The sequence below is a fragment of the Pseudarthrobacter sp. BIM B-2242 genome (assembly GCF_014764445.1).
Classification (GTDB): Bacteria; Actinomycetota; Actinomycetes; order Actinomycetales; family Micrococcaceae; genus Arthrobacter; species Arthrobacter luteus_A.
The window spans coordinates 3,373,992-3,396,091 of sequence record NZ_CP061721.1 but is presented as its reverse complement, the minus strand read 5'-3'; the positions used below and the strand labels follow the sequence as shown (position 1 = coordinate 3,396,091).

The 22,100-nt window shown below is 65.4% G+C and carries 20 protein-coding genes; 16 read left to right on the top strand and 4 right to left on the bottom strand.

The window, feature by feature from the left end:
• Position 1: 1 nt before the first annotated feature.
• From IDT60_RS15690 to IDT60_RS15665, 6 genes are all read left to right on the top strand, one after another.
• On the top strand, positions 2-2,041 hold the full coding sequence (locus IDT60_RS15690) for a bifunctional aldolase/short-chain dehydrogenase (protein WP_191079748.1): 2,040 nt from the start codon (positions 2-4) through the stop codon (positions 2,039-2,041).
• Entirely contained in the window at positions 2,038-3,540 is a 1,503-nt protein-coding gene (locus IDT60_RS15685; protein WP_191079747.1) for a rhamnulokinase family protein, read from the top strand. Before IDT60_RS15690 ends, IDT60_RS15685 begins: the two co-directional genes overlap by 4 nt.
• A 94-nt stretch (positions 3,541-3,634) precedes the next feature.
• A complete protein-coding gene (locus tag IDT60_RS15680) occupies positions 3,635-4,630 on the top strand; it encodes an acetylxylan esterase (protein WP_191079746.1) in 996 nt (331 codons plus the stop codon).
• 335 nt (positions 4,631-4,965) lie between these two features.
• Positions 4,966-6,075 carry a 3-deoxy-7-phosphoheptulonate synthase gene (locus IDT60_RS15675; protein WP_191079745.1) on the top strand — a complete coding sequence of 370 codons (1,110 nt, stop codon included), beginning with the start codon at positions 4,966-4,968 and terminating at the stop codon, positions 6,073-6,075.
• Positions 6,076-6,212: 137 nt separating this feature from the next.
• Positions 6,213-6,425 (top strand): helix-turn-helix domain-containing protein, encoded by a 213-nt coding sequence (locus IDT60_RS15670; protein WP_164205247.1) that lies wholly within the window; start codon positions 6,213-6,215, stop codon positions 6,423-6,425.
• A 189-nt stretch (positions 6,426-6,614) separates the two neighbouring features.
• On the top strand, positions 6,615-6,713 hold the full coding sequence (locus IDT60_RS15665) for a 30S ribosomal protein bS22 (protein WP_003792170.1): 99 nt from the start codon (positions 6,615-6,617) through the stop codon (positions 6,711-6,713).
• A gap of 120 nt (positions 6,714-6,833) precedes the next feature.
• Here IDT60_RS15665 and IDT60_RS15660 read toward each other — a convergent pair whose 3' ends face one another.
• A complete protein-coding gene (locus IDT60_RS15660; protein ID WP_191079744.1) occupies positions 6,834-7,652 on the bottom strand; it encodes an HAD family phosphatase in 819 nt (272 codons plus the stop codon).
• Positions 7,653-7,751: 99 nt separating this feature from the next.
• Between IDT60_RS15660 and IDT60_RS15655 the strand changes: the two genes are divergently transcribed.
• Positions 7,752-8,006: a glutaredoxin family protein gene (locus IDT60_RS15655; protein ID WP_191079743.1), complete on the top strand. Its 255-nt coding sequence runs from the start codon at positions 7,752-7,754 to the stop codon at positions 8,004-8,006.
• A gap of 90 nt (positions 8,007-8,096) precedes the next feature.
• The gene (locus IDT60_RS15650) at positions 8,097-8,804 is read left to right on the top strand and encodes a redox-sensing transcriptional repressor Rex (RefSeq protein WP_191079742.1); all 708 of its coding nucleotides are present in this window, start codon (positions 8,097-8,099) and stop codon (positions 8,802-8,804) included.
• A 55-nt stretch (positions 8,805-8,859) separates the two neighbouring features.
• Here the strand turns inward: IDT60_RS15650 and IDT60_RS15645 are convergent, their stop codons facing one another.
• From IDT60_RS15645 to IDT60_RS15635, 3 genes are all read right to left on the bottom strand, one after another.
• Positions 8,860-9,684: a Yip1 family protein gene (locus IDT60_RS15645; protein WP_191079741.1), complete on the bottom strand. Its 825-nt coding sequence runs from the start codon at positions 9,682-9,684 to the stop codon at positions 8,860-8,862.
• 170 nt (positions 9,685-9,854) lie between these two features.
• A complete protein-coding gene (locus IDT60_RS15640) occupies positions 9,855-10,514 on the bottom strand; it encodes a hypothetical protein (protein WP_223883749.1) in 660 nt (219 codons plus the stop codon).
• A 273-nt stretch (positions 10,515-10,787) separates the two neighbouring features.
• Entirely contained in the window at positions 10,788-11,336 is a 549-nt protein-coding gene (locus IDT60_RS15635) for a YceI family protein (protein ID WP_191079740.1), read from the bottom strand.
• A gap of 202 nt (positions 11,337-11,538) precedes the next feature.
• Here IDT60_RS15635 and IDT60_RS15630 point away from each other — a divergent pair, with 202 nt between their 5' ends.
• From IDT60_RS15630 to IDT60_RS15595, 8 genes are all read left to right on the top strand, one after another.
• A complete protein-coding gene (locus IDT60_RS15630; RefSeq protein ID WP_191079739.1) occupies positions 11,539-12,219 on the top strand; it encodes a histidine phosphatase family protein in 681 nt (226 codons plus the stop codon).
• A 2-nt stretch (positions 12,220-12,221) separates the two neighbouring features.
• Positions 12,222-12,827, top strand: coding sequence for a TlpA disulfide reductase family protein (locus IDT60_RS15625; RefSeq protein ID WP_191079738.1), 606 nt, complete (start codon positions 12,222-12,224; stop codon positions 12,825-12,827).
• Positions 12,828-12,839: 12 nt separating this feature from the next.
• Positions 12,840-13,595, top strand: a complete 756-nt coding sequence (locus tag IDT60_RS15620; protein WP_164205260.1) for a cytochrome c biogenesis CcdA family protein — start codon at positions 12,840-12,842, stop codon at positions 13,593-13,595.
• Positions 13,595-15,319 (top strand): cytochrome c biogenesis protein ResB, encoded by a 1,725-nt coding sequence (locus IDT60_RS15615; protein WP_191079737.1) that lies wholly within the window; start codon positions 13,595-13,597, stop codon positions 15,317-15,319. The genes IDT60_RS15620 and IDT60_RS15615 overlap by 1 nt, the downstream gene beginning before the upstream one ends.
• A complete protein-coding gene (ccsB, locus tag IDT60_RS15610; RefSeq protein WP_191079736.1) occupies positions 15,319-16,434 on the top strand; it encodes a c-type cytochrome biogenesis protein CcsB in 1,116 nt (371 codons plus the stop codon). The genes IDT60_RS15615 and ccsB overlap by 1 nt, the downstream gene beginning before the upstream one ends.
• Positions 16,435-16,589: 155 nt before the next feature.
• A complete protein-coding gene (locus IDT60_RS15605) occupies positions 16,590-18,632 on the top strand; it encodes an Hsp70 family protein (RefSeq protein WP_191081977.1) in 2,043 nt (680 codons plus the stop codon).
• 6 nt (positions 18,633-18,638) lie between these two features.
• The gene (locus IDT60_RS15600) at positions 18,639-20,681 is read left to right on the top strand and encodes a LuxR C-terminal-related transcriptional regulator (protein WP_223883994.1); all 2,043 of its coding nucleotides are present in this window, start codon (positions 18,639-18,641) and stop codon (positions 20,679-20,681) included.
• A 165-nt stretch (positions 20,682-20,846) separates the two neighbouring features.
• On the top strand, positions 20,847-21,983 hold the full coding sequence (locus IDT60_RS15595) for an IniB N-terminal domain-containing protein (protein ID WP_191079734.1): 1,137 nt from the start codon (positions 20,847-20,849) through the stop codon (positions 21,981-21,983).
• Positions 21,984-22,100: the final 117 nt, after the last annotated feature.

The following is a 22,100-nucleotide window of genomic DNA, read 5'->3' as shown; positions in this document are numbered from 1 at the left end:
CATGAGCAACAACAAGACTGTTGAAGACCTGATTTCCCGTTCCAACCGCCTGGGTGCGGACAAGCGCAACACCAACTTCGCCGGCGGCAACACCTCGGCCAAGGGCACCGCGAAGGACCCGGTGACCGGCGAGGACCTCCAGCTCCTCTGGGTGAAGGGCTCCGGCGGGGACCTCGGCACGCTGACGGCACAGAACCTCGCGGTACTGCGCCTGGACCGGTTGAACGCGCTGAAGAACGTCTACCCCGGTGTGCATCGTGAAGATGAGATGGTGGCCGCTTTTGATTACTGCCTGCACGGCAAGGGCGGCGCCGCCCCCTCGATCGATACCGCCATGCACGGCCTGGTGGACGCCGCACACGTGGACCACCTGCACCCGGATTCCGGGATCGCGATTGCCACCGCGGTGGACGGGGAGGCCCTGACCACCAAGATCTTCGGTGACAAGGTGGTGTGGGTGCCGTGGCGCCGGCCCGGGTTCCAGCTGGGCCTGGACATCGCCGCGATCAAGGAGGCCAACCCGCAGGCCATCGGGACCATCCTCGGCGGCCACGGCATCACCGCCTGGGGCGCCACGTCCGAAGAAGCCGAAGCCAACTCCCTCTGGATCATCGAACAAGCCGAAAAGTACATCCGCGACAACGGCCGCCTGCAGCCGTTCGGCCCCGAACTGCCCGGCTATGGCGCCCTGCCGGTGGCGGAGCGCCGCGCGAAGGCCGCCGCCCTCGCCCCGGTGATCCGCGGCCTGGCCTCCACCGACAAACCGGTTCTGGGGCACTTCAGCGATGACGCCGTCGTCCTGGACTTCCTCGCAGCCGCCGAACACCCCCGCCTGGGCGCCCTGGGCACGTCCTGCCCGGACCACTTCCTGCGCACCAAGGTCAAGCCGCTGATCCTGGACCTGCCCGCCGACGCGTCCATCGAGGACTCGATCGCCCGGCTGAAGGAACTCCACACCGCGTACCGGGCGGATTACCAGGCCTACTACGACCGGCACGCCGACGCCGATTCCCCGGCCCTTCGCGGCGCGGACCCGGCCATCGTCCTGGTCCCGGGCGTGGGCATGTTCTCGTTCGGGGCGAACAAGCAGACCGCCCGTGTCGCCGGTGAGTTCTACCTCAACGCGATCAACGTGATGCGCGGCGCCGAGGCGATCTCCACCTACGCCCCGATCGAGGAAGCCGAGAAGTTCCGGATCGAATACTGGTCTCTCGAGGAAGCCAAGCTCGCCCGGCTGCCCAAGCCCAAGTCCCACGCCACCCGCATCGCGCTGGTCACCGGTGCCGCCTCCGGGATCGGCAAGGCGATCGCCACCCGGCTGGCGTCCGACGGCGCGTGCGTGGTCATTGCGGACCTGAACCTTGAAAACGCGGAAAAGGTCGCCGCGGAACTGGGCGGACCCGACGTCGCCATCGGTGTCCAGGCTGACGTGACCGACGAAGTCCAGGTTGCCGCCGCGATCGACGCGGCTGTGCTGGCGTTCGGCGGGCTGGATCTGGTGGTCAACAACGCCGGACTGTCCATTTCCAAGCCGCTGCTGGACACCACCGAGAAGGACTGGGACCTGCAGCACAACGTGATGGCCAAGGGCTCGTTCCTGGTGGCCAAGGCCGCAGCGAAGGTCATGATCGGACAGGATATGGGCGGGGACATTATCTACATCTCCTCCAAGAACTCCGTCTTCGCGGGCCCGAACAACATCGCCTACTCCGCTACCAAGGCAGACCAGGCCCACCAGGTCCGGCTCCTCGCGGCCGAGCTCGGCGAGTACGGCATCCGCGTGAACGGCATCAACCCCGACGGCGTAGTCCGCGGATCCGGGATCTTCGCCGGCGGTTGGGGCGCCAAACGCGCCGCAGTCTACGGCGTGGACGAGCAGGAACTGGGCAAGTACTATGCCCAGCGCACCCTGCTCAAACGCGAAGTCCTGCCCGAGCACGTGGCCAACGCCGCCGCGGTCCTGACCAGCGCCGAACTGTCCCACACCACCGGACTCCACATCCCCGTGGACGCCGGCGTGGCAGCAGCCTTCCTCCGATGAACACCGGCGCAACCCATGCACAGGCGGGTGTCGATGGCGGCGTGTTCGCCGCCGTCGACATCGGTGCGTCCTCCGGCCGGGTCATCCTCGGCCGGATCGGTGACAAGGGAAGCACCGGGGAACACGCCGTGGAGCTGGAGACCGTGCACCGGTTCCCCAACGGGGTGGTGGAGCTCGACGGCGGTCTCCGCTGGGACTTCGACGCCCTGTTCGCCGAGGTCCTCACCGGGCTCGCTGCCGCGGCCCGCGCGGCCGGGGAGCGCGGCGAGACCATTACCAGCATCGGGATCGACACCTGGGCGGTGGACTACGGCCTGGTCACCACGGCCGGGCAACTGACAGCGCAGCCGTACAGCTACCGGGATGACCGTAGCCGCGCCGCCGTCGCCCCGGTGCACCAGAAACTGGACCCTGCGCGGCTCTACGGCACCACGGGGCTGCAGTTCCTGCAGTTCAACACCATCTACCAGCTCGCCACCGAACCGGACCTGGAGGGTCTGCAGGCGTTGCTCATCCCGGACCTGATCGCGTTCCTGCTTACCGGAGTCCGCCGGACGGAATCCACTAATGCCTCCACCACGGGACTGTTCGACGCCGTCGCGGGGGAGTGGGCCACCGAGTTCCTCACCGCCCTGGGCCTGCCCAAGGACGTGTTCCCGCCGCTGATCGAGCCCGGCGAAACCGTCGGGACCCTGCTGCCGGACATCGCCGCGCGGACCGGCCTGGCCCACGCAACCAAGGTAGTGGCCGTCGGCTCGCACGACACCGCCTCCGCCGTCGCCGCCGTTCCCGCCGTGACATCTGAGGGCAGCGAGGAGAACTTCGCCTACATCTCCTCCGGCACCTGGTCCCTGGTGGGGCTCGAACTGAAGCACCCGGTCCTGACCGAAGCCAGCCGGACGGCGAACTTCACCAACGAACGCGGTGTGGACGGCACCATCCGCTACCTGCGCAACATGGGCGGGCTCTGGCTGCTCAGTGAATGCCAACGTACCTGGACCGCGGAAGGCTTCACCCCGGACCTCCCCAAACTGCTGTCAGCGGCTGCGGCACTACCCCCGGGGGGGCCGCAGATCAACCCCGACGACTCCTACTTCATTGCCCCGGACAACATGCCAGACCGCATCCGCGGCGCCGTCCGCCACACCGGGGACATCCTGCCCGATGACCCCGCAGCGATCACCCGGTGCATCATGGACAGCCTCGCCGCCGGCTACGCCCGCACCCTGGCAGAAGCGGAGCGACTGTCAGACCGCACGGTGAATGTCGTCCACATCGTCGGCGGCGGCTCACAAAACAAGCTGCTCTGCCAGCTCACTGCCGATGCCATCGGCAAACGCGTCATCGCAGGACCCGTCGAAGCCACCGCGCTCGGCAACATCCTCATCCAGGCACGGGCTGCCGGGAAGGTTAGCGGGGGACTAGCGGATCTGCGGCGCCTGGCGGCGGCGTCGGCGGGCCTCCGGACCTTCACGCCGCAGCAGCTGTCCCGGTTGTGACTCGCCGGGGTTGGCAGGCCAGCGGGTGCCGCGGGTGATTTGTATGACATAGGATCTCCGAAGGTATCCAGACGAGTAAGGACCGGACAGCACCATGCCCCTCTTTGACCTCCCGCTTGAGCAGCTCCGCGGCTACACGTCCTCCGTCGCACCGCCTCCGGACCTGCAGGACTTCTGGGACGCCACCATCCGGGAAGCCAGGACCTTTCCGCTCACCGCGACGTTCGAGCCGGTAGAGAACCACCTGACCGTCATCGACACCTTCGACGTCAGGTTCCCCGGCTACGGCGGCGCACCGATCAAAGGCTGGCTGCACCTCCCGGCAAACCGTCCGGCCGGGAGCCGGCTGCCCGTCGTCGTGCAGTACATCGGATATTCAGGCGGTCGCGGTCTGGTCAACCAGGACACTCGATGGGCACAGGCCGGCTATGCGCAGTTCATCATGGACACGCGGGGCCAGGGATACGGCGGGATCACGGGCGATACTCCGGACCCTCACCCGTCCGCCGGTGACGTCGCCTATGCCGGACTCATGACCCGGGGCGCAGCCAATCGCGAGGACTATTATTACCGGCGCGTGTATGTCGACGCGTTCCGTGCTGTGGAGGCGGCGCAAGCCCACCCGGAGGTGGATCCGTCGCGCGTGGTCCTGGCCGGAATCAGCCAGGGCGGCGGCATCGTGGTGGCGGTGGCCGGACTGGCGGCCGGAAGACTCGACGGCGTCATCGCCGCGCTGCCCGATGTCCCGTTCCTTCAGGACTTTCCCCGGTCCATCGACATCGCACCGCGCGGCCCCTATCCGGAAATCGCGGCCTTCCTGGGCCGGCACCGCGACCGGTACGAGCCGATGCTGGCGGTGCTGAACTATTTCGACGGCGTCAACCTTGCCCGGGCGGCCACCGCCCCGGCGCTTTACTCGGTGGCTTTGATGGACGATGTCTGCCCGCCGTCCACCGTGTTCGCCAGCTTCAATGCCTACGGAACCGGGGCCGCCAAGGAGATCGAGGTCTACCGGTTCAACAACCACGAGGGCGGCCAGGAGCACCACTGGATCCGGCAGCTGCAGTACCTCCGCAAGCTCCTCGGCTGACCATCCGGCGCGTACCCGTTTCCCGGCCCAACTAGGTAGCGCTATCTGTCGTTTTGAGCGCTCATAACGACAGATAGCGCTACCTACTTGGGGAGGGGCGGATTGCGGTGTGTGACGCCGCCGATTTTGCACGGGCCAAATCGTCCGGTTATGGTCTCCCTATGACTAACCGTTGGTATGCGTATTTTTCGTTGGCTCTGGAGGAGCCCGCGTCTAACTGACACGCATCCAACTTCCTTCAGAGCCAACAGGGCAGAGATCATTCTCTGCCCTTCGCCATTTCTCCGGCGGGTTCTGATCTGGGCCCGCTTCCTATCTGGAACAGGACCCCGAGCATGAGCCCCGCAACAGCAACTCCCGCTAAATCCACATCCAACCTGCGCGTCAGCGAATTCACTGCGCTGCCCACGCCCGCCGAGCTCATCGCCGAGTTGCCGCTGGATGACCGGGTGACTGACGTCGTCGAACGCGGCCGCGATGAGGTCCGCGCCATCATGGACGGCGTGGACGACCGGCTGCTGGTTATCGTTGGCCCCTGCTCCATCCACGACCCAAAGGCCGGCCTGGAATACGCCCGCCGGCTCGTCAGCCAGGCCGAGAGGCACAAGGAAGACCTGCTGATTGTCATGCGGGCCTACTTCGAAAAGCCGCGCACCACGGTGGGCTGGAAGGGCCTCATCAACGATCCCCGCCTGGACGGCAGCCACGACATGGAAACCGGCCTCCGCGCTGCCCGGCAGTTCCTGCAGCAGGTCACCGCACTCGGCCTGCCCACCGCAACAGAGTTCCTGGAGCCCATCAGCCCGCAGTACATGGCGGACCTGATCTCCTGGGGTGCCATCGGTGCTCGCACCACCGAGAGCCAGATCCATCGCCAGTTGGCGTCCGGGCTGTCCATGCCCATCGGCTTCAAGAACGGTACCGACGGCGGCCTCCAGGTTGCGATTGACGCGTGCGGTGCCGCCGCGGCAGCGCAGGCTTTCCTGGGGATCGACGGTGACGGCCGCGCCGCGCTGGTGGCCACTGCAGGCAACCCGGACACGCACGTCATTCTCCGCGGCGGACGCAAGGGGCCCAATTACTCAGCAGCCGACGTCGAAAGCGCTTCCGCCTTGCTGGCCGGCAAGGGACTGAACCCCCGGCTGATCGTGGACGCGAGCCACGCCAACAGCGGCAAGAGCCATCACCGGCAGGCTGAAGTTGCGCTCGAAATCGGCGCCCAGCTTGAGGAGGGCGGCCCGGCTGCCCAGGCCATCGCCGGCGTGATGCTCGAAAGCTTCCTCGTAGGCGGGGCGCAGAACCTGGATGTCGCCGAGCACGCCGCGGGAACCTCCGCGCTCGTGTACGGGCAGAGCGTAACGGATGCATGCATGGAGTGGGATGTGTCAGCATCGGTCCTCAACCAGCTCGCAGCGTCCGCGCGGAAACGCCGTACTGCACAGTGATTGCCGGAAATGACTTTCACTACAGCCCCATGAACCTCTAGAGTATCTATCACATGGTTGGTGGATGGCTCAGCATCGGCACACCGCAATGGAACACGCTGGGGTTAGTAGTCATCCGTCAGCAAAGGAATAGGGAAATGTCTGCAGAACAGAACTTCTCGAACGCGAAGTTCCTGACCGTGGCCGAAGTGGCCCAGGTCATGCGCGTCTCCAAAATGACCGTCTATCGGCTGGTTCATTCAGGTGAAATGCCCGCGGTGCGTTTCGGTCGCTCATACAGAGTGCCTGAGAACGCCGTCGAGCAGTATCTCAAGGGTGCGGTGGTGGACGGTCACACCGAAACCGCGTGACAACCTGGCGTTCCAACCGATGATTCGGCCCGAGGATGGACTGCGGTCGGTGGTCGACGCCAGAAAGCGGTACCCTGTTAAGGATTGTTTTACGTCATTGTAAGAATCTGTCAGTTGTTTCAGTCTGTAGCTCTGCTCACGGACCACTTCCATCAGACAGGTACTACATCTAGTTTGTGAGGAACTTTCGTGGGTTCAGTTATTAAGAAGCGTCGCAAGCGTATGGCCAAGAAGAAGCACCGCAAGCTGCTTCGCAAAACGCGTCACCAGCGCCGCAATAAGAAGTAGAGATACTTCGAACTGTGTGAAATGCCCGTTGCCTCCCCGGCAGCGGGCATTTTTGTGTGCAAAAGACGGTGAAACGCCGACGGCGACAGTCGCGACGGCGGTTATGCCCGGGGGCCGCAGTTATGCCCGGGGGCCGCGGATGCGGGCGAAGCCCTTCCACAGTCCGTAGACCACGCCGCCGGCCGTTGCCGCCTTGAGGCCCAGGGTGGCGGCGCGGCGGCCGGAGCGGAAGTCGTAGACCGGCCAATTGTGGTCGCGCGCGTGGCTGCGGAGCCGGGCATCGGGATTGATGGCCACCGGGTGACCCACGAGGGTCAGCAGCGGGATGTCATTGTAGGAGTCGCTGTACGCCCAGCACCGTTTCAGGTCCAGGCCCTCGGCATCGGCCAGTTCCTGGACTGCCACTGCTTTCGCGGAGCCGTGCAGGATGTCACCCACCAGCCGGCCGGTGTACATGCCGTCCGCAATCTCGCCCACAGTGCCCAGCGCTCCGGTGAGTCCCAGTCGGGTTGCGATGACTGCGGCAACTTCGATGGGGGTGGCCGTGACAAGCCAGACCCGCCGGCCCACGCGTAGGTGCTGCTGCGCCAGTGCCTTGGCTCCTGGCCAGATCCTGGAGGCGATCATCTCGTCGTACACTTCTTCGCCCAGGGCCTTGATGTCGTCCACCGTGATGCCGGCCGCGAGGGTGAGGGCCGAATCGCGTACTGCATGGACATCGTCCATGTTCTCGCCGCGCGTCACGAACTTGAATTGCTTCCAGGCGAATCCGGCCGCCTGGGTCAGCGTGAAGGCGCCCCGCTGGTGCATCTTACGGGCCACGTGGAAGAGGCTGGCGCCCTTCATTAGGGTGTTGTCAACGTCAAAGAAGGCCGCTTCGCCGGTCTGCATCACCGCATCCGGCTTGGTGATCACAGCGACGTACTTCTCCTCGGGCATTCCACGAGTCTAGTCAATACTCGGCGCCGAACATTTCAGCAGGCGCCGGCGACCCTGCCCGCAGCGCTGGCAGCACCCAAAGGGCGATACGGTTAAAGCATGGCAAAACCGGAGGTAGTCCTCATCACCAAAGCAGACTGTCACCTGTGCGCAGACGCGCGCGACGCCGTCGAACGGGTTACCGCCTCGCTGGGACTCAGGTGGACGGAACAGCGGGTTGATGAACTACCGGAACTGCGTGAGCGGTACGCGGAGGAAATTCCCGTGGTGCTGGTGGACGGCATCCAGCGTGACTTTTGGCAAATTGATGAAACCCGGCTTGAGCGTGTCCTCCAGCGTGCCATGGCCCAGTAGACAACCGATTGCCAAAAATGTCGCTGGCTTTGTTGACACCAGCCGCGGGGCTCTAGAGTGGAGTCACAACGCGAGGCAACGGAGGGGATAGTGAGTTCACTGGATTCATCCCCCCATGCCGTAGAAGGTGCGGGCGTTTCCCCGACCGGGGAAATCGCCAAGCAGATTCCGCCCGCCGCCGTGGCACGGCTGACCATCTATCTGCGCGCCCTGAACACACTGCTCGCAGACAGTGTGGAGCGCGTGTCCTCGGAGTCCCTGGCGGAAGCGTCGGGCGTGAGTTCTTCAACACTGCGCAAGGACCTGTCCTATGTTGGCTCGTATGGCACGCGCGGGGTTGGCTATGAAGTGCAGTACCTTAGCCGCCACATCTCCGCGGCCCTCGGGCTGACCCATGATTGGAAGGTGGCCATCGTCGGCGCCGGCAACCTGGGCAAGGCGCTGGCCCGTTACGGCGGTTTCGAGTCCCGCGGCTTTGACGTTGTGGCAATCTTCGACGCCGACCAGATGGTGGTGGGCAACGAGGTGGGCTGGCTGCGCGTCAGCGACGTTGCCGACCTCGAAACAGTACTCGAGCGGACGGGCGCCAATATGGTGGTCCTGGCGCTGCCGGCCGCCGTGGCACAGGCAATCTGCGACCGCGTCGTTGCGGCCGGTGTCCACAGCATCCTGAGCTTCGCTCCGGTCATGCTGCAGGTCCCCGCCGGAGTCAACCTGCGCAAGGTGGACATGGCCACCGAACTTCAGATCCTGGCGTATCACGCGCAACGGGCGCAGGCCCCGGACCAAACCGCCTAGGTTCTGTTCGGCGGCTGGCGGGGTCCACGCCCGTCGTGTCTGGCTTGGCCGGGACCTACTGGCCGTAGGGGTTGCCCGGCGAGCTGTAGGGGTTGGCGAACGGCTGCTGCTTGCGGAAATACGGAGCGGTGGACGGCAGGTACAGCAGAACGATCGCTGCGATTCCAGCCACGGTTCCCAAAGTCCCGAGGTTCGGCACCTGGAAAAGGCTGGTTATGGACAGCGCCGCGAATACGGTTCCCAGGATCCTGGCCCAGTTCTTACCCTTGCGGATGAAGAAGGCCACCAGCAAGTACATTCCCGCACCGAGGATTGCCACGACCACCAGCGTTCCGGCGAAGACGCTCCTGAAGTCCTCGAAGTTGAACTCCGTGCCGGTGGCGCCGCTGCTGCGCATGGCATCTTCGAACGCGTCACGCATGATCGGGTCATCGAGCATGCCGATGCCCACAAGCAGGGTGATGACAAAGAGTGCAGCCGCAGCGATCAGGAGCCAGAACGAAATGTTGACCAGCTGGGGAACGCCCTTGGCTCCGGTGGCCTGCGGCTGCTCAGAAGGGTACTGGGCGTAGGGGGACTGCCCGTACGGCTGCTGGCCATAGGCCGGCGGCGTAGGTTGCCCGAACTGGGGTGGATTCTGGCCGTAGGGCTGCTGTGGTGCCTGCGGTGAGTTTTGGCCGTACTGCGGTGCGTTTTGGCCGAATTGCGGCTGTGGTGAGTTCTGGCCGTACTGCGGCTGCTGCGGGGAGTTTTGGCCGTACTGCGGCGCCGGCGGAACGGGCTGCCCGGACTGCGGGCCGTTCCCGCCGTAGCGGGGTGCCTGGGGCTGGTTGCCTGGCTCGGGTTCGTTCGGGACGGGAGGCGGGACGGGTGTGCTCATGAGCGGTCCTTTGCAGGTCGGAAGTCAGTTCGGCTGCTGGGTGCAGTCCACTGGCCCTGCCCCCAGTACGGCTTACTTCCAACCGTACCCCTGCCGGTGCCGGGACGGGTCATACCAGAGAGGTATTCGCGCCCTCCCGGCCAAGCGGAATCATGGTGGAAACGGGCTGGTCAGCGGCCTTTGGAAGCGTTGAACCAGGCCTGCGAGTTGGGAAGCCACATGAGTACGGTCGCCGCGGCGCTGATCAGGAAGCCGAACCAGTTATTGCCGATGCCTTCACCGAAGCTGCCGCCGATGACCGCCAGGATCAATGAGACGCCCGCAACGATGGTGAGTGCCAGGCGGGCCCATTCCTTTCCCTCCTTCATCTTCAAAGCGAGGACGATCTGAGCCACGGCAAGGGCGAGGGCAACCAGGACCAGGACGAGAACGATGGCCGCCAGGGCGGGGGCCACTGTGAAAACAGCCAGAGCAGCAAGCAGACCGAAAAACGTGCCGAGCACACCCAGCATGCCGCCGATGAGCCAGATCCAGTACGAGACCTTGAGTTCCATGGGAAGCCCGGCCACGCTGAACATCCCCGAGAGCCCGCCCTTCGGCATCACATCGTTGAAGTTGCGCGGACCGTCGGTTGGCATCTGGAACTGGAAGGCGCCCGGCTGGCCAGGCTGCTGGTAGCTCTGGCCCTGTGGGGGATAGGGCTGGCCTGGCGGCTGGTGCGTTTGCGGAGCCGGGTATCCCTGCGGCGGCTGGTAGCCGGTGGGCGGAACGTTGCCGACGGGCGGCTGGTCACCGGGCTGAGGCGGCGGTGTGTCACTGGGGTTGCTCATGGCTCTCACTGTAGACGGCGAATTCCCGGTTCTCTAGGAGAATCGGGGCAAACTCGCCGGGAACGGAGGCGGCCTTCCGGGGGACACGTCGGCATGCGCAACGCAGGAATGAGTGGACCCGCACCCCGCGCCCACTGCGCCCCAACTAAGTAGCGCTAACTGTCGTTTTGAGCCGTCAAAACGACAGTTAGCGCTACCTAGTTGGGGTTAACGTACTGAGCCCGGCCGCAGACCCCCTTGGGGATCCGGCAGCCGGGCTCAGCGTGGGAAGAACTATGCAGCGGGAGCGATGAATGCCAGTTCAAGGTTGATGGCAACCTTGTCGCTGACCAGGACGCCGCCGGCGTCGAGCACAGCGTTCCAGGTCAGGCCGAAGTCCTTGCGGCTGATGGTGGTTTCGGCGGAAACGCCGGCGCGGGTCATGCCGAACGGGTCAACGGCCACGCCATTGAACTCGGTCTCGAGGGAAACCTGGCGGGTGATGCCCTTGATGGTGAGGTCGCCGGTCAGTTCGTAGCCGTCGCCTGCGGCCACGAGGCCGTTGGAGACAAAAGAGATTTCCGGGAACTTCTCGACGTCGAAGAAGTCTTCGCCGCGGACGTGCCCGTCGCGGTTGGCGTCGCCGGAGTCGAAGCTTGCGGTCTGGATGGTGGCGCTGATTTTGGAATCGGCCACGTTTTCGGCGAGGTCCAGGGTTGCGGCCGCATCCTTGAACTGGCCGCGGACCTTGCTGATGCCGGCATGGCGGACGGTGAAGCCGATTTCGCTGTGCGAGTTGTCGAGGGTCCAGGTGCCGGTGGTGACGTCTGCGGGAAGAGTCATGGTGTTTTCCTTAATGTTTGTCGGGTGGTCCTGCCGGACAGCTTGACGCTTCAGCTATTGAAGTATCAACCATCCGCTGTACCGAGTATAAGCATGCATTTGCATGTTTTGTTCCGTGTTCAGGAACTTTTTTCCCAGAGTTTCAGTTCTACGGAATGTAGAAGATTTCGGATCGCACGCCATCTTTGAGAAACTGGTAAACATGCCCCAAGCCACTGTCCATCTGCTCCGCCACGGCGAGGTCCATAATCCCGACGGCGTTCTGTACGGCAGGCTGCCCGAATTCCACCTCTCCGAGCTGGGCCGGGAAATGGCGCAGACCCTCGCCGAGCACTTCGCCGAGCGCGCCGCCCATGGCGCCCGGATCACTTATCTGGCAGCGTCGCCGCTGGTCCGGGCCCAGGAAACCGCCGCCCCCACTGCCGAGGCGCTGCGCCTCGAGGTCCACACGGACGAGCGCATCATCGAGGCTGAGAACTATTTCCAGGGCATGAAGGTCACCAAGGCCGAACTCCGCAAGCCCAAGCACTGGCCGCACCTGGTCAACCCGCTGCGGCCGTCCTGGGGCGAGCCCTACAAGGCGCAGGCTGCCCGCGTCCGGACCGCCGTCGAGGATGCCCGGCTGCGGGCCATCGAACTGGCCGCCGGTGACTATGGAACCAGCGGCCCCGAAGCCATCATGGTCAGCCATCAGCTGCCCATCTGGGCCACGCGCCTGAGCGCCGAGGGCCGCCCTCTGTGGCATGACCCGCGCAAACGCGAGTGCACGCTGACGTCAATCACCTCCCTGGTATTCGACGACGACGGCTCCCTCCTGCGCGTTGAGTACAGCGAGCCCGCTGCCGCCCTTCTTCCCGGTGCCGCCACCACCCCGGGGGCCTGACCGTGACCTTTAACCCCACCACCTCCCGACGCGCCCTGCTCACCGCCGGCGGCGCAGCGTTCCTCGTCCTGGGGCTCTCCGCCTGCGCCCAGGAGGATGCCCTCGCCAAGCAGGCCAAAGCCGGCGACAACAAGAACTACATCGCCGGAGACGGCTCGGTGACGGAATTCACCGCCGCTGACCGCAAGTCAGCCGTCGCCGTCAACGGCACCCTCTTTAACGGCACCACAGTCACGCCCGAAAACTTCCAGGGCAAGGTGACCGTCCTGAACTTCTGGTTCGCCGCCTGTGCCCCGTGCCGGGTGGAGGCGCCCATCCTGGAAGAACTCCATCAGGAGTTCAAGGACCAGGGCGTGCAGTTCTTTGGCGTTAACCTCCGCGACGAAAAAGCCACCGCTGAGGCCTTCGACAAGACCTTCAACCTGACTTACCCCAGTTTCGATGACAAGAACGGCGGCGTGCTCCTGGCCGTCTCCGGCATTGTCCCGCCGGGGGCGGTCCCCACCACGCTGGTCCTGGACAAGCAGGGCCGGGTAGCCTCCCGCGTGCTGGGCGAAATCCAAAAGGGCACCCTCAAAGCCCTCATTGCCGCCGCAGTGGCAGAGTAGCGGCCGCCCACCGTGAACAGTCCCTTCGCCGAAACCATCCTGAACGGCTCGCTGCTGCTTGCCATTCCGGTGGCACTGCTCGCCGGCCTGGTGTCCTTCCTGTCCCCGTGCGTGCTGCCCCTGGTGCCCGGGTACCTGGGCTACGTCACCGGCCTGAGCGGGGTGGACCTACAGAAGCAGAAGCGCGGGCGGATGTTCGCCGGGATCGGGCTTTTTGTGCTGGGTTTCTCGGTCATTTTTGTGTTGCTGGGCGGTGCCTTCGGCCAGTTAGGCACCCTCATCACGGGTTCCCAGAACGCCTGGATCACCCAGCTCCTGGGCATCCTGGTGATCATCATGGGCGTGGTCTTTATGGGCGGATTCGGCTGGCTGCAGCGTGACGCCAAGATCCACGCCAAGCCGCCGGCCGGTCTCTGGGGAGCGCCGCTGCTGGGGCTCACCTTCGGCCTTGGCTGGGCGCCGTGCATCGGCCCCACCTACTCGGCCGTCCAGCTCCTGAGCCTGTCCGGCGGGTCCTCCGCCGCCAAAGGCGCCCTCCTGGCGTTCGTGTACAGCCTGGGCCTGGGCATCCCGTTCCTGCTGATTGCCCTGGCCGTCCGCCGCGGCATGGGCGTGATGTCCTTCTTCCGCCAGCACCGCCTTGCCATCCAGCGGATCGGCGGCGGCATCCTGGTGGTGCTGGGCCTGCTGATGGCCAGCGGCGTCTGGGGCACCTGGGTCACCGAACTGCAGTACTGGTTCCAAACCGACGTGAAGTTACCAATCTGATGAGCGAGCGAGTGAAAGCAAACAAGAAGTCCCCGGCCCCGGTTGCTGCTGCCAAGGCAGACGCGGCCCTGCCCGTCCTGGGGCCGCTCGGGATGCTGCGGTGGGCCTGGACGCAGCTAACCAGCATGCGCACGGCGCTGTTCCTCCTGCTCCTGCTGGCTGTTGCCGCGGTGCCGGGTTCGCTGTTCCCGCAGCGCCCGGCCAACCCCTTCGTCGTCACGCAGTACATCAAGGACAACGCGGAATACGGTGAACTGCTGGACACCCTCCAGCTCTTCGACGTCTGCTCCTCGGCCTGGTTCTCGGCCATCTACATCCTGCTCTTTATCTCCCTGATCGGCTGCGTGGTTCCGCGCGCCATTGCGCACTACAAGGCCATGCGCTCCCAGCCGCCGCGGACCCCCAAGCGGCTCTCCCGCCTCCCCGAGTACGGCACCCTGGTGGTTCCCGCCAGCGCCAACTTCCCGGCGTCGGACGCTATTAACAGCGCCGCCGGGCTGCTCCGGAAGCGCGGTTACCGCGTTGAGGTGAGGGACGACGACGGCGCGCGGCCGTCTTTGGGGGCCGAGCGCGGCTTCGCCAAGGAGGTAGGGAACCTGGTGTTCCACACCTCGCTGATCGGCGTGCTGGTGTCCGTGGCCATCGGCGGCCTGTTCGGCTACAGCGGCCAGCGCATCCTGGTGGAGGGCGATACGTTCGTCAACACCCTGGTGGGCTATGACCAGTTCACCCCCGGCACCAACTTCCAGTCCAGCCAGCTGCAGCCGTACTCCATCCAGCTGGACAAGTTCGACGTTGTGTTCGACCGCGAGTCCCCGGGCAAGTTCGGCCAGCCCATCGATTTCAACGCCGAAGTCACCACCCGGGAAACCCCGGACGCGCCCGCGAAGCAGGAGGTCCTCAAGGTCAACGAACCGGTGACCCTGGGCGGCACCAGCATCTACCTCACGGGCAATGGCTACGCGCCCGTGGTGACCATCCGCGACGGCGCCGGCAACGTGGCGATGCAGGGCCCCGTGGTGGCGAAGCTGCAAGGCGAGAACTACTACTCGTCGGTGGTCATCAAGGTCCCCGATGCCAAGCCGGACCAGCTGGGTTTTGTGGGCTTCTTCCTCCCCACCGCGTTTATCACCGACGAGGGCATTTCCTTCAGCGGCGATCCGGACCTCTTCAACCCGCAGCTGACCCTGAACTCCTACTTCGGGGACCTCGGCCTGGACAACGGGTCACCGCAGAACGTCTTTGAACTTGACGTGGCGGACCTGACACCGTTGAACAACCGCAACCTGGAGGCCGGCGGCATCACCCTGGCCCCGGGCAGCACCTACACCCTGCCCGACGGCAAGGGCAGCATCAGCTTTGACAGCGTGAAGCGGTACGTGGGTGTGGACATCCACCACAACCCCGGCCAGCTCTACGCCCTCATTTTCGCCCTGCTTGCGGTGGCCGGGCTCATCGTTTCGCTCTACGTCAACCGCCGCCGCGTCTGGATCCGCACCGGAACCCACGACGACGGCCGGACAATGGTGGAATATGGCCTCCTTGCCCGTGGCGAGGACCACCGCCTGGCCGGGGAAGCGCAGGCTATCCGGAAGCTTCTCGCCGAGGAATGGGACCTTGACGATTCCGGTTCCACCCAGCAAACTCCCAGCCGCCAGGGCGATAATGGCGCAGACTCCGTCACCACCCCCACCGGCTCCGCCGGACCCACAAAGGACCAGTAATGCCTGTCGTGATCAACGAAACCATGGGCGCATACAGCGAACTGCTGATGCTGCTCGCCGCCGGCACCTACACCGTGGCGTTCATCGCCTTCGCCTGGGACCTGGCCAGAAGCAGCAAGGCCCTGCGTGCCATTGACCTGAAGGCCGCCGAGGCTGCCGGTACGGCCGGTGCGGCCGGTGCCAAGGTTCCGGTGGCGGCGGGAGTCGGCGCATCAGCCGCGGCAGCGGACCGCGTGGATTCGCACCTGGCCGGACCGGCCGGACGGGCCGAGCGCCCGTCGTCGTCCGCGGCGAAAGCCGGAACTGCCTCGGGAGCGGGGCTGACGGCCGACGCCGACATGCGCTACGCGGCTGAACGCCGCGTCCCTGCACGGGTAGCCGTCGCCCTCACCGTCCTGGGTGCCCTGATCCACGGCGGCGGAGTGGTCACGCGCGCCCTCGGCGCCGGCCGCGTGCCGTGGGGCAACATGTACGAGTTCCTCACCACAGGCGCGTTCGTGGCGGTGGCCGTCTTCCTGCTGGTGCTGATCCGTCGCGACCTGAGGTTCCTGGGGACATTTGTCGTCGGGTTGGCGATCGTTATGCTGGTCGCCGCGTCGGTGGCCTACTGGACGCCCGTGGGCCACCTGGTCCCGGCGCTGCAAAGCTACTGGCTGATCATCCACGTCTCCATCGCCGTGCTCTCCTCGGCCCTGTTTACGCTCACGTTCGCCATGTCCGCCCTGCAGCTGGTCCAGTCCCACCGGCAAAAGACCATCGCGGCCGGCGGCGCAGACAAGCTTGGCTTTATGCGCCTGGTGCCCTCAGCCCTGAGCCTCGAAAACCTGTCCTACCGGATCAACGCCATCGCCTTCATCGGCTGGACGTTCACCCTGATGTTCGGGGCCATCTGGGCCGAAAAGGCCTGGGGCCGGTTCTGGGGCTGGGACACCAAGGAAGTCTGGACGTTTGTGATCTGGGTGGTCTACGCCGGCTACCTCCATGCCCGTGCCACACGCGGCTGGACCGGAACCCGCGCAGCATGGCTGTCGATTGTTGGCTACCTTTGTGTCGTCTTCAACTTCACCATCGTGAACCAGTTCTTTAACGGCCTGCACTCGTATTCAGGGCTCTGATCAGCGGTTTCGTCGGATCGGTCGCCAGCCTCCGGCGTAATACGCTAATCGATGTACGAATAAGGGTGTCGCCCGGCAGACGGTGATGCTACCTTGGTGGAAGCTCGTCTGTGATGAAGCTTGCAGACGGCCAGCTGCGTTTTTCCGAGGTACCCATGAGCTATGTCCTCGCCGTTGATGTCGGGACCAGTTTCACCGCCGCCGCGATTGCCAAAAACGACCAGCCTGTTCCTGAGAGCCTGCCCTTGGGCCTCCGCGGAACAGCAGTCCCCTCAGTGGTCTACTACCCTGAAGAGGGCCCCGTCCTGGTGGGGGAGGCAGCCGAACGCCGCGGCCTGGATGTTCCCGCCAGGGTTGTGCGCGAGTTCAAACGCCGCATCGGTGACAGCGTCCCCATCGCAGTCGGTACATTAGCCCTGCCCGCAGAGGACATCTTTGCCACGATGGCCCGCTGGGTCGCCGACCGGGCCGAAGAACGCGAGGGCGCCCCGCCGTCGGAAATCATCATCACGCACCCCGCAGCCTGGGGCGGACACCGGACCACCGCGGTCCTGGCAGCCCTCGCTGCCAAAGGACTGAACAACGTTACGCTCATCAGCGAACCGGAAGCGGCGGCACTGCACTACGCCTCCCAGGTTCGCGTGGAGGACGGCAGCACTATTGCCGTCTACGATCTGGGCGGCGGGACGTTCGACACAGCCATCCTGAAGAAGGCCGGCAACGGCCGCTTCGACTTCCTGGGCAGCCCGGACGGCATTGAGGGGCTGGGCGGCGCCGACTTTGACGCTGCCGTGCTCCGGTACGTTGCCTCGCATACCGGGGAGGCGCTGGCAGCCCTTGACCCGGAGGACCCCGGCGCCCTGGCCGCACTGGCCAGGCTGAAGCGTGAATGTGTGGAGGCCAAGGAGGCACTCTCGGCCGACAGCGAGGCGAACATCTCCGTCTTCCTGCCCGGCATGCAGCAGCAGGTCCGGCTGGTCCGCTCAGAGTTCGAGGCCATGATCGAGGAGCCCATCCGCGAAACCGTGGATGCGCTGGAACGTTCGCTGGAGCAGCTCGGGCTGGAGCCTGCTGACCTGTCCGCGGTGCTCCTGATTGGCGGTTCTTCACGGATTCCGTTGGTGGCGCAGCTGATCTCCGAACAGCTGGACCGGCCTATCGCCGTAGATGCAGACCCCAAGTCTTCCATTTGCCTCGGCGCGGCCGTCGCCGCGCTCCGGGCCGCTGCGGCGTCCGCAGCCGGCCCCGCTGACGCTGTTGCCGGCACGGTTCCTGCGATCCCGGCTCCAGCAGACCTGGCGGATGAGCCGCACAACGCTGACCGCCGCGCCAGCTGGTCCCGGAAACCCGGGTTTGGCTCTTTGGCCGGCACGGCCGCCGCAGGCGACGGTGCCAGGGGAGTTGCCGCGGGCCGCCGGCATGGTGCGAAGGCGGGGGCACATGCTCCGCGTCCCGCCATCCGGCTGACAGCGGTGGCGGCAGGGGCTGCCCTGTTCACCATCCTGACCGCCACTGCCGCGCAAAGCCCGGAGGGGCTGGGAAACCTCACCGCGATGTTCGCACCGCCAGCCGCGCCGGCCGACGCCTCTCCAGGCGGCGGCAACGGCGTGGCGGCGGCGCCCGGAGGTTCTGCGGACGCGGTACAGGATCCCGCGAGTGGCATTGAGGCCAGCGCGAAGAAGCCTGCGGACACAATTGGCAGTTCAGCAGGACTCGAAGCGGCGGCGTCACCCAGCAGCAAGCCGTCCCCCGCAGCGTCATCGCCTGCCGGCACCACGCCGGACGCCGCGGCCCCGGCGTCCACCCCCGACGGGCAGGGGACAAAGACTGAACCAACGCCGGCGGCGGCCGTACCGGGAACTCCCGCCGGGACAACACCCGACACCACGATCCCTCCGCCTTCGACGACGGCCCCGGTCACGCCTGCGCCAACGGATCCTCCTCCGGCGACGCAGGAACCGACGACGCCGCCGACGACTGCCACCCCGCCGCCAACGGAGCCACCGACGACGCCCACCCCGCCGCCGTCAACTGATCCGCCGCCGCCCACGGATACGCCTGTGACGCCGGAGCCAAGTGCCGAGCCTGCGCCGACCCCGTCTGCGCCGCCCGCGCCCGAACCGGAACCAACGGCTACGCAGACCGTTGCGCAGACCGCAGAGCCGACACCCGATCCGACCATCGTTCCGGCAGGGTGATCCATGATGAGACATCAGGCCACGCCGGCAACGGAATCGTCATTGCCCGCCAACCCCCAGCACACTGCTGCACAGCTCCGTGGCGAGGACGCCGTGCTACGGGAGCTTCTGCTGGCTTTGTCCGTCGGGTTCACACTTCCCGGACCGCTGCCCGGGGAATTGTCCCGCCGGATGGCAGACGGGGAAGGGGAGAGCCTTAACTCCCTGGTCGCCCGGGCGGAATCATCCGGGCTTCTGAATCCTGACGGCACAGTGATGGGAACCGTCCAGCACGCTCTCCTGTCGTCCACCCCGACGCCGCGGGTTCACGCACTGCAGCGCGAACTTGTGGGCTGCTTCGCTGCGGACGGGCGTCCCCTCGGCGAACTCGCGCGCCAACTGGCACGCACTGGATTGGCCGACCCCCGCGTCGCAGCCGACCTTGAAAAGGCCGGGGACCGGGCCCTGGAACACAATCCCGGACTGGCCGCCCAGCTCTACGACGAGGCCCTCCTAGCCGGCGCGGATGAATTGGCCACCGCGGCCCGCCGCGCCCAGGCAGCGTTTGCCATCGGGGACCTGGATTCTGCCAGCCGGATCATCGACGGATTGCTGATGTGTCCTGATCCGCCGGACCTCCGGCTGGGGGCGGACGTCTCTGCTGCAGTGTGGGCACAGCGGGGTATGCTGGCCCGCGGCGCCGATGTGTACACGTGGCTTGGCCCGGAGAGGGTGGGACCGTCCCGGCCGGCGGCCGCCGTTGCGATGATCGGCAGCGGCGACCGCGAAGGTGCCGAGGCAATGTTCCCGAAGGGATCTGCGCCCGCGTCGCCCACGTCGCTGGCCGTGGCGCAGGCCCAAATGGCCAACGGCATCATGGAATCGTTGGCTGGGGATCCGCATCAGGGGCTTCCGATTCTCATCCACGCCTCAGACATGTTGAACGCTTCGGGCGCAGCCCTGCCTGCTCCGGATACGCCCGGGGCTTTGGCCGCGCTGGTTGCACTGCACAGCGGCGAACCCCATCTCGCAGAGACGATTGTGCGCGCCGCGGCGGCGGCGGGCCAGGGGGGCGATGCGGCCAAGCCACGGCTGTTCCTGCTCCAGGCATGGTCCGCCATGCAACAGGACAATCCGGATGAAGCGAGGCTGGCCATCAACGAAGCCTCCAAAGCCAACCACTGGCCGCTGGTCCCGCGAGACGAATTCCTCTGCGCTGCCTTGGAGGTAGGCCTGGCGCGCCGGAGCGGCGAAGTTCATGGCCTGGTCCTGGCGTGGGAACGGGCCCGCGAAGCCATGCTGCACACCACGCTGGACCTGTACAGCCTCCTTCCGTGGGGGGAACTGATGATCACCGCCGCCCGCCTGCGGGAAACCCGGCGGGTGTCGCACTACTTCGATGAGGCGTGGAAGCTTCTGCGGGACCTGGGGGAGCCGCCGCTCTGGGCAGTGCCATTCCACTGGGCCGCCGTGCAGGCGGCGCTGTTGAACGAAAGTCCGGCCGCACTGGGCCCCCATGCAGCAGCCCTTGCCCGCGCTGCGGACCACAGCCACCTTGCCTCCCTGCTGGCGGCTGCCGGCAAAGCGTGGGTCTCGGTCCTCGCCGGAAAATTCCAGCCGGCAGACGTCGAGGCGGCAGCCCGGGGCTTGAACACGGTCGGGATGCCCTGGGAAGGTGCCCGGCTGGCAGGGCACGCCGCGGCCCGCGCAGACGAGCGGAAAGACATGCTCCGCCTGCTCTCCTGCGCCCGGGACCTCCACCCGCAGTCGAGCTCAGGCGGGCCGAAACCGTCCGTCCAGGCCGAAGTCCACAATGTTCCCGACGCTGACCAGGGCAATGGCACCCGGCCATCGGATGCGTCCGTGCTGAGTGAACGCGAAAAAGAAGTGGCAAGGCTGGTGCTGGAAGGAAAAACCTACCGGGAAATCGGGGAAGCAATCTATATCTCGCCGCGTACCGCCGAGCACCACATTGCCCGGATGCGCCGCCGGCTGGGGGCTGAAAACCGCTCTGACCTGCTGGTGCGGCTGAGGCTGGCCCTTGGGCCGGAAGAACCCCCGCGCGAATGATCCCTAGTACCCCTAACCGCCCGGGCCGGCCCATCCCCCGTAGGGGCCGGCCCGGTAGGGGGAAACGACCCGATGCCCGGTCCCGGGGTAGGACCTTACGTTTGATTCAGGCCCCGCAAGGAAGCCGGGCTACCCATAACTCAGAGAAGATTTGAGGACCATCCAATGCCTACACTCGCAAACGACCTCGTACTGTTCCTGATGAGCCTTTTCGGTAATGAGGAGGCAGCGAAGGAATTCCTGGATGATCCGGAGAAGGTCCTTGAGGAACACGGACTCGACAAGGTCTGCTCAGCAGATGTTGATGCCGCAATGCCCGTCATCCTGGACTTCGCTCCCATCACCGTTAATGCTTCGTCCTTCGACCGGGAATACAACACCGGCGGGAACGATTCCGAGGTCAGTGGCGGCGGCCACACCCCGCCTCCGGCCGGAGGCGGCCGCGACCATGACCACGATCATGATCATGGTGACCACGACCACGATGACCACGCACACGCCGTCCAGCAGCTGCACCATGTAGTGAACAACTACTCCTACACCTCAACGGTGGATGACCGCGACACCATCACGGACCAGTCCGTCAACCAGAACATCTGGGCCGATGGCGATGTCACGCAGTGGTTCGACAACGACTCCGTCGTTGCCTCCGGTGACCGTGCAGTGGCTGCCGGCGACGACGTCGACATTGAGGATTCGAACAACATCGAGGACTCCTACAACACGGACAACTCGCACGACGATTCGACGGATAACTCCATCCGCGCAGGCGGCGACGTCAATATCGGAAACGAAGAGACGGACATCGAGGATTCCTTCAACACCGACCTTGACGTCGACATTGAAGAATCCTTCAACGACAACTCGGATAACTCCACCAACGATTCCAACAACAACAACTCCGACAACTCCGACAACTCCGATAACTCGTCGGAGACGGATATCGACGTTGATATCGAGGACTCGCTGAACGACAACTCGGACAACCGCGTGGACAACTCCGAGGAGACCACCGGCTCCTACAACGACGAGTCCATCGAGGTGGATGTGGAGGACGTCGGAAACACCGAGTACAACCTGGAGAATGTCGCCAACACCGAGAACGACCTGGAGAACTTCAACAACACCACCACCACTGACGAGTCTGTGACGGTCGGCGACATCGATTACACCGATGTCAATGTTGAGGACAACACCCTCGAGTTCACCGAGGACAACTCCGACAACTCGATCAACACGGATGTGGACATCGAGGACAACGTACTGGTGGTTGATTCGCTGAACGACAACGAAATCGACTAACTAAGGCGGTAGCCAGGAAGTGCCCGGCGGGAGTCCAACCTCCCGCCGGGCATTTCCCGGCTCACCCTAACGTCCCATTTTCGAGAATTGACCAAAGGACTGGCTGTGGTTGAAACG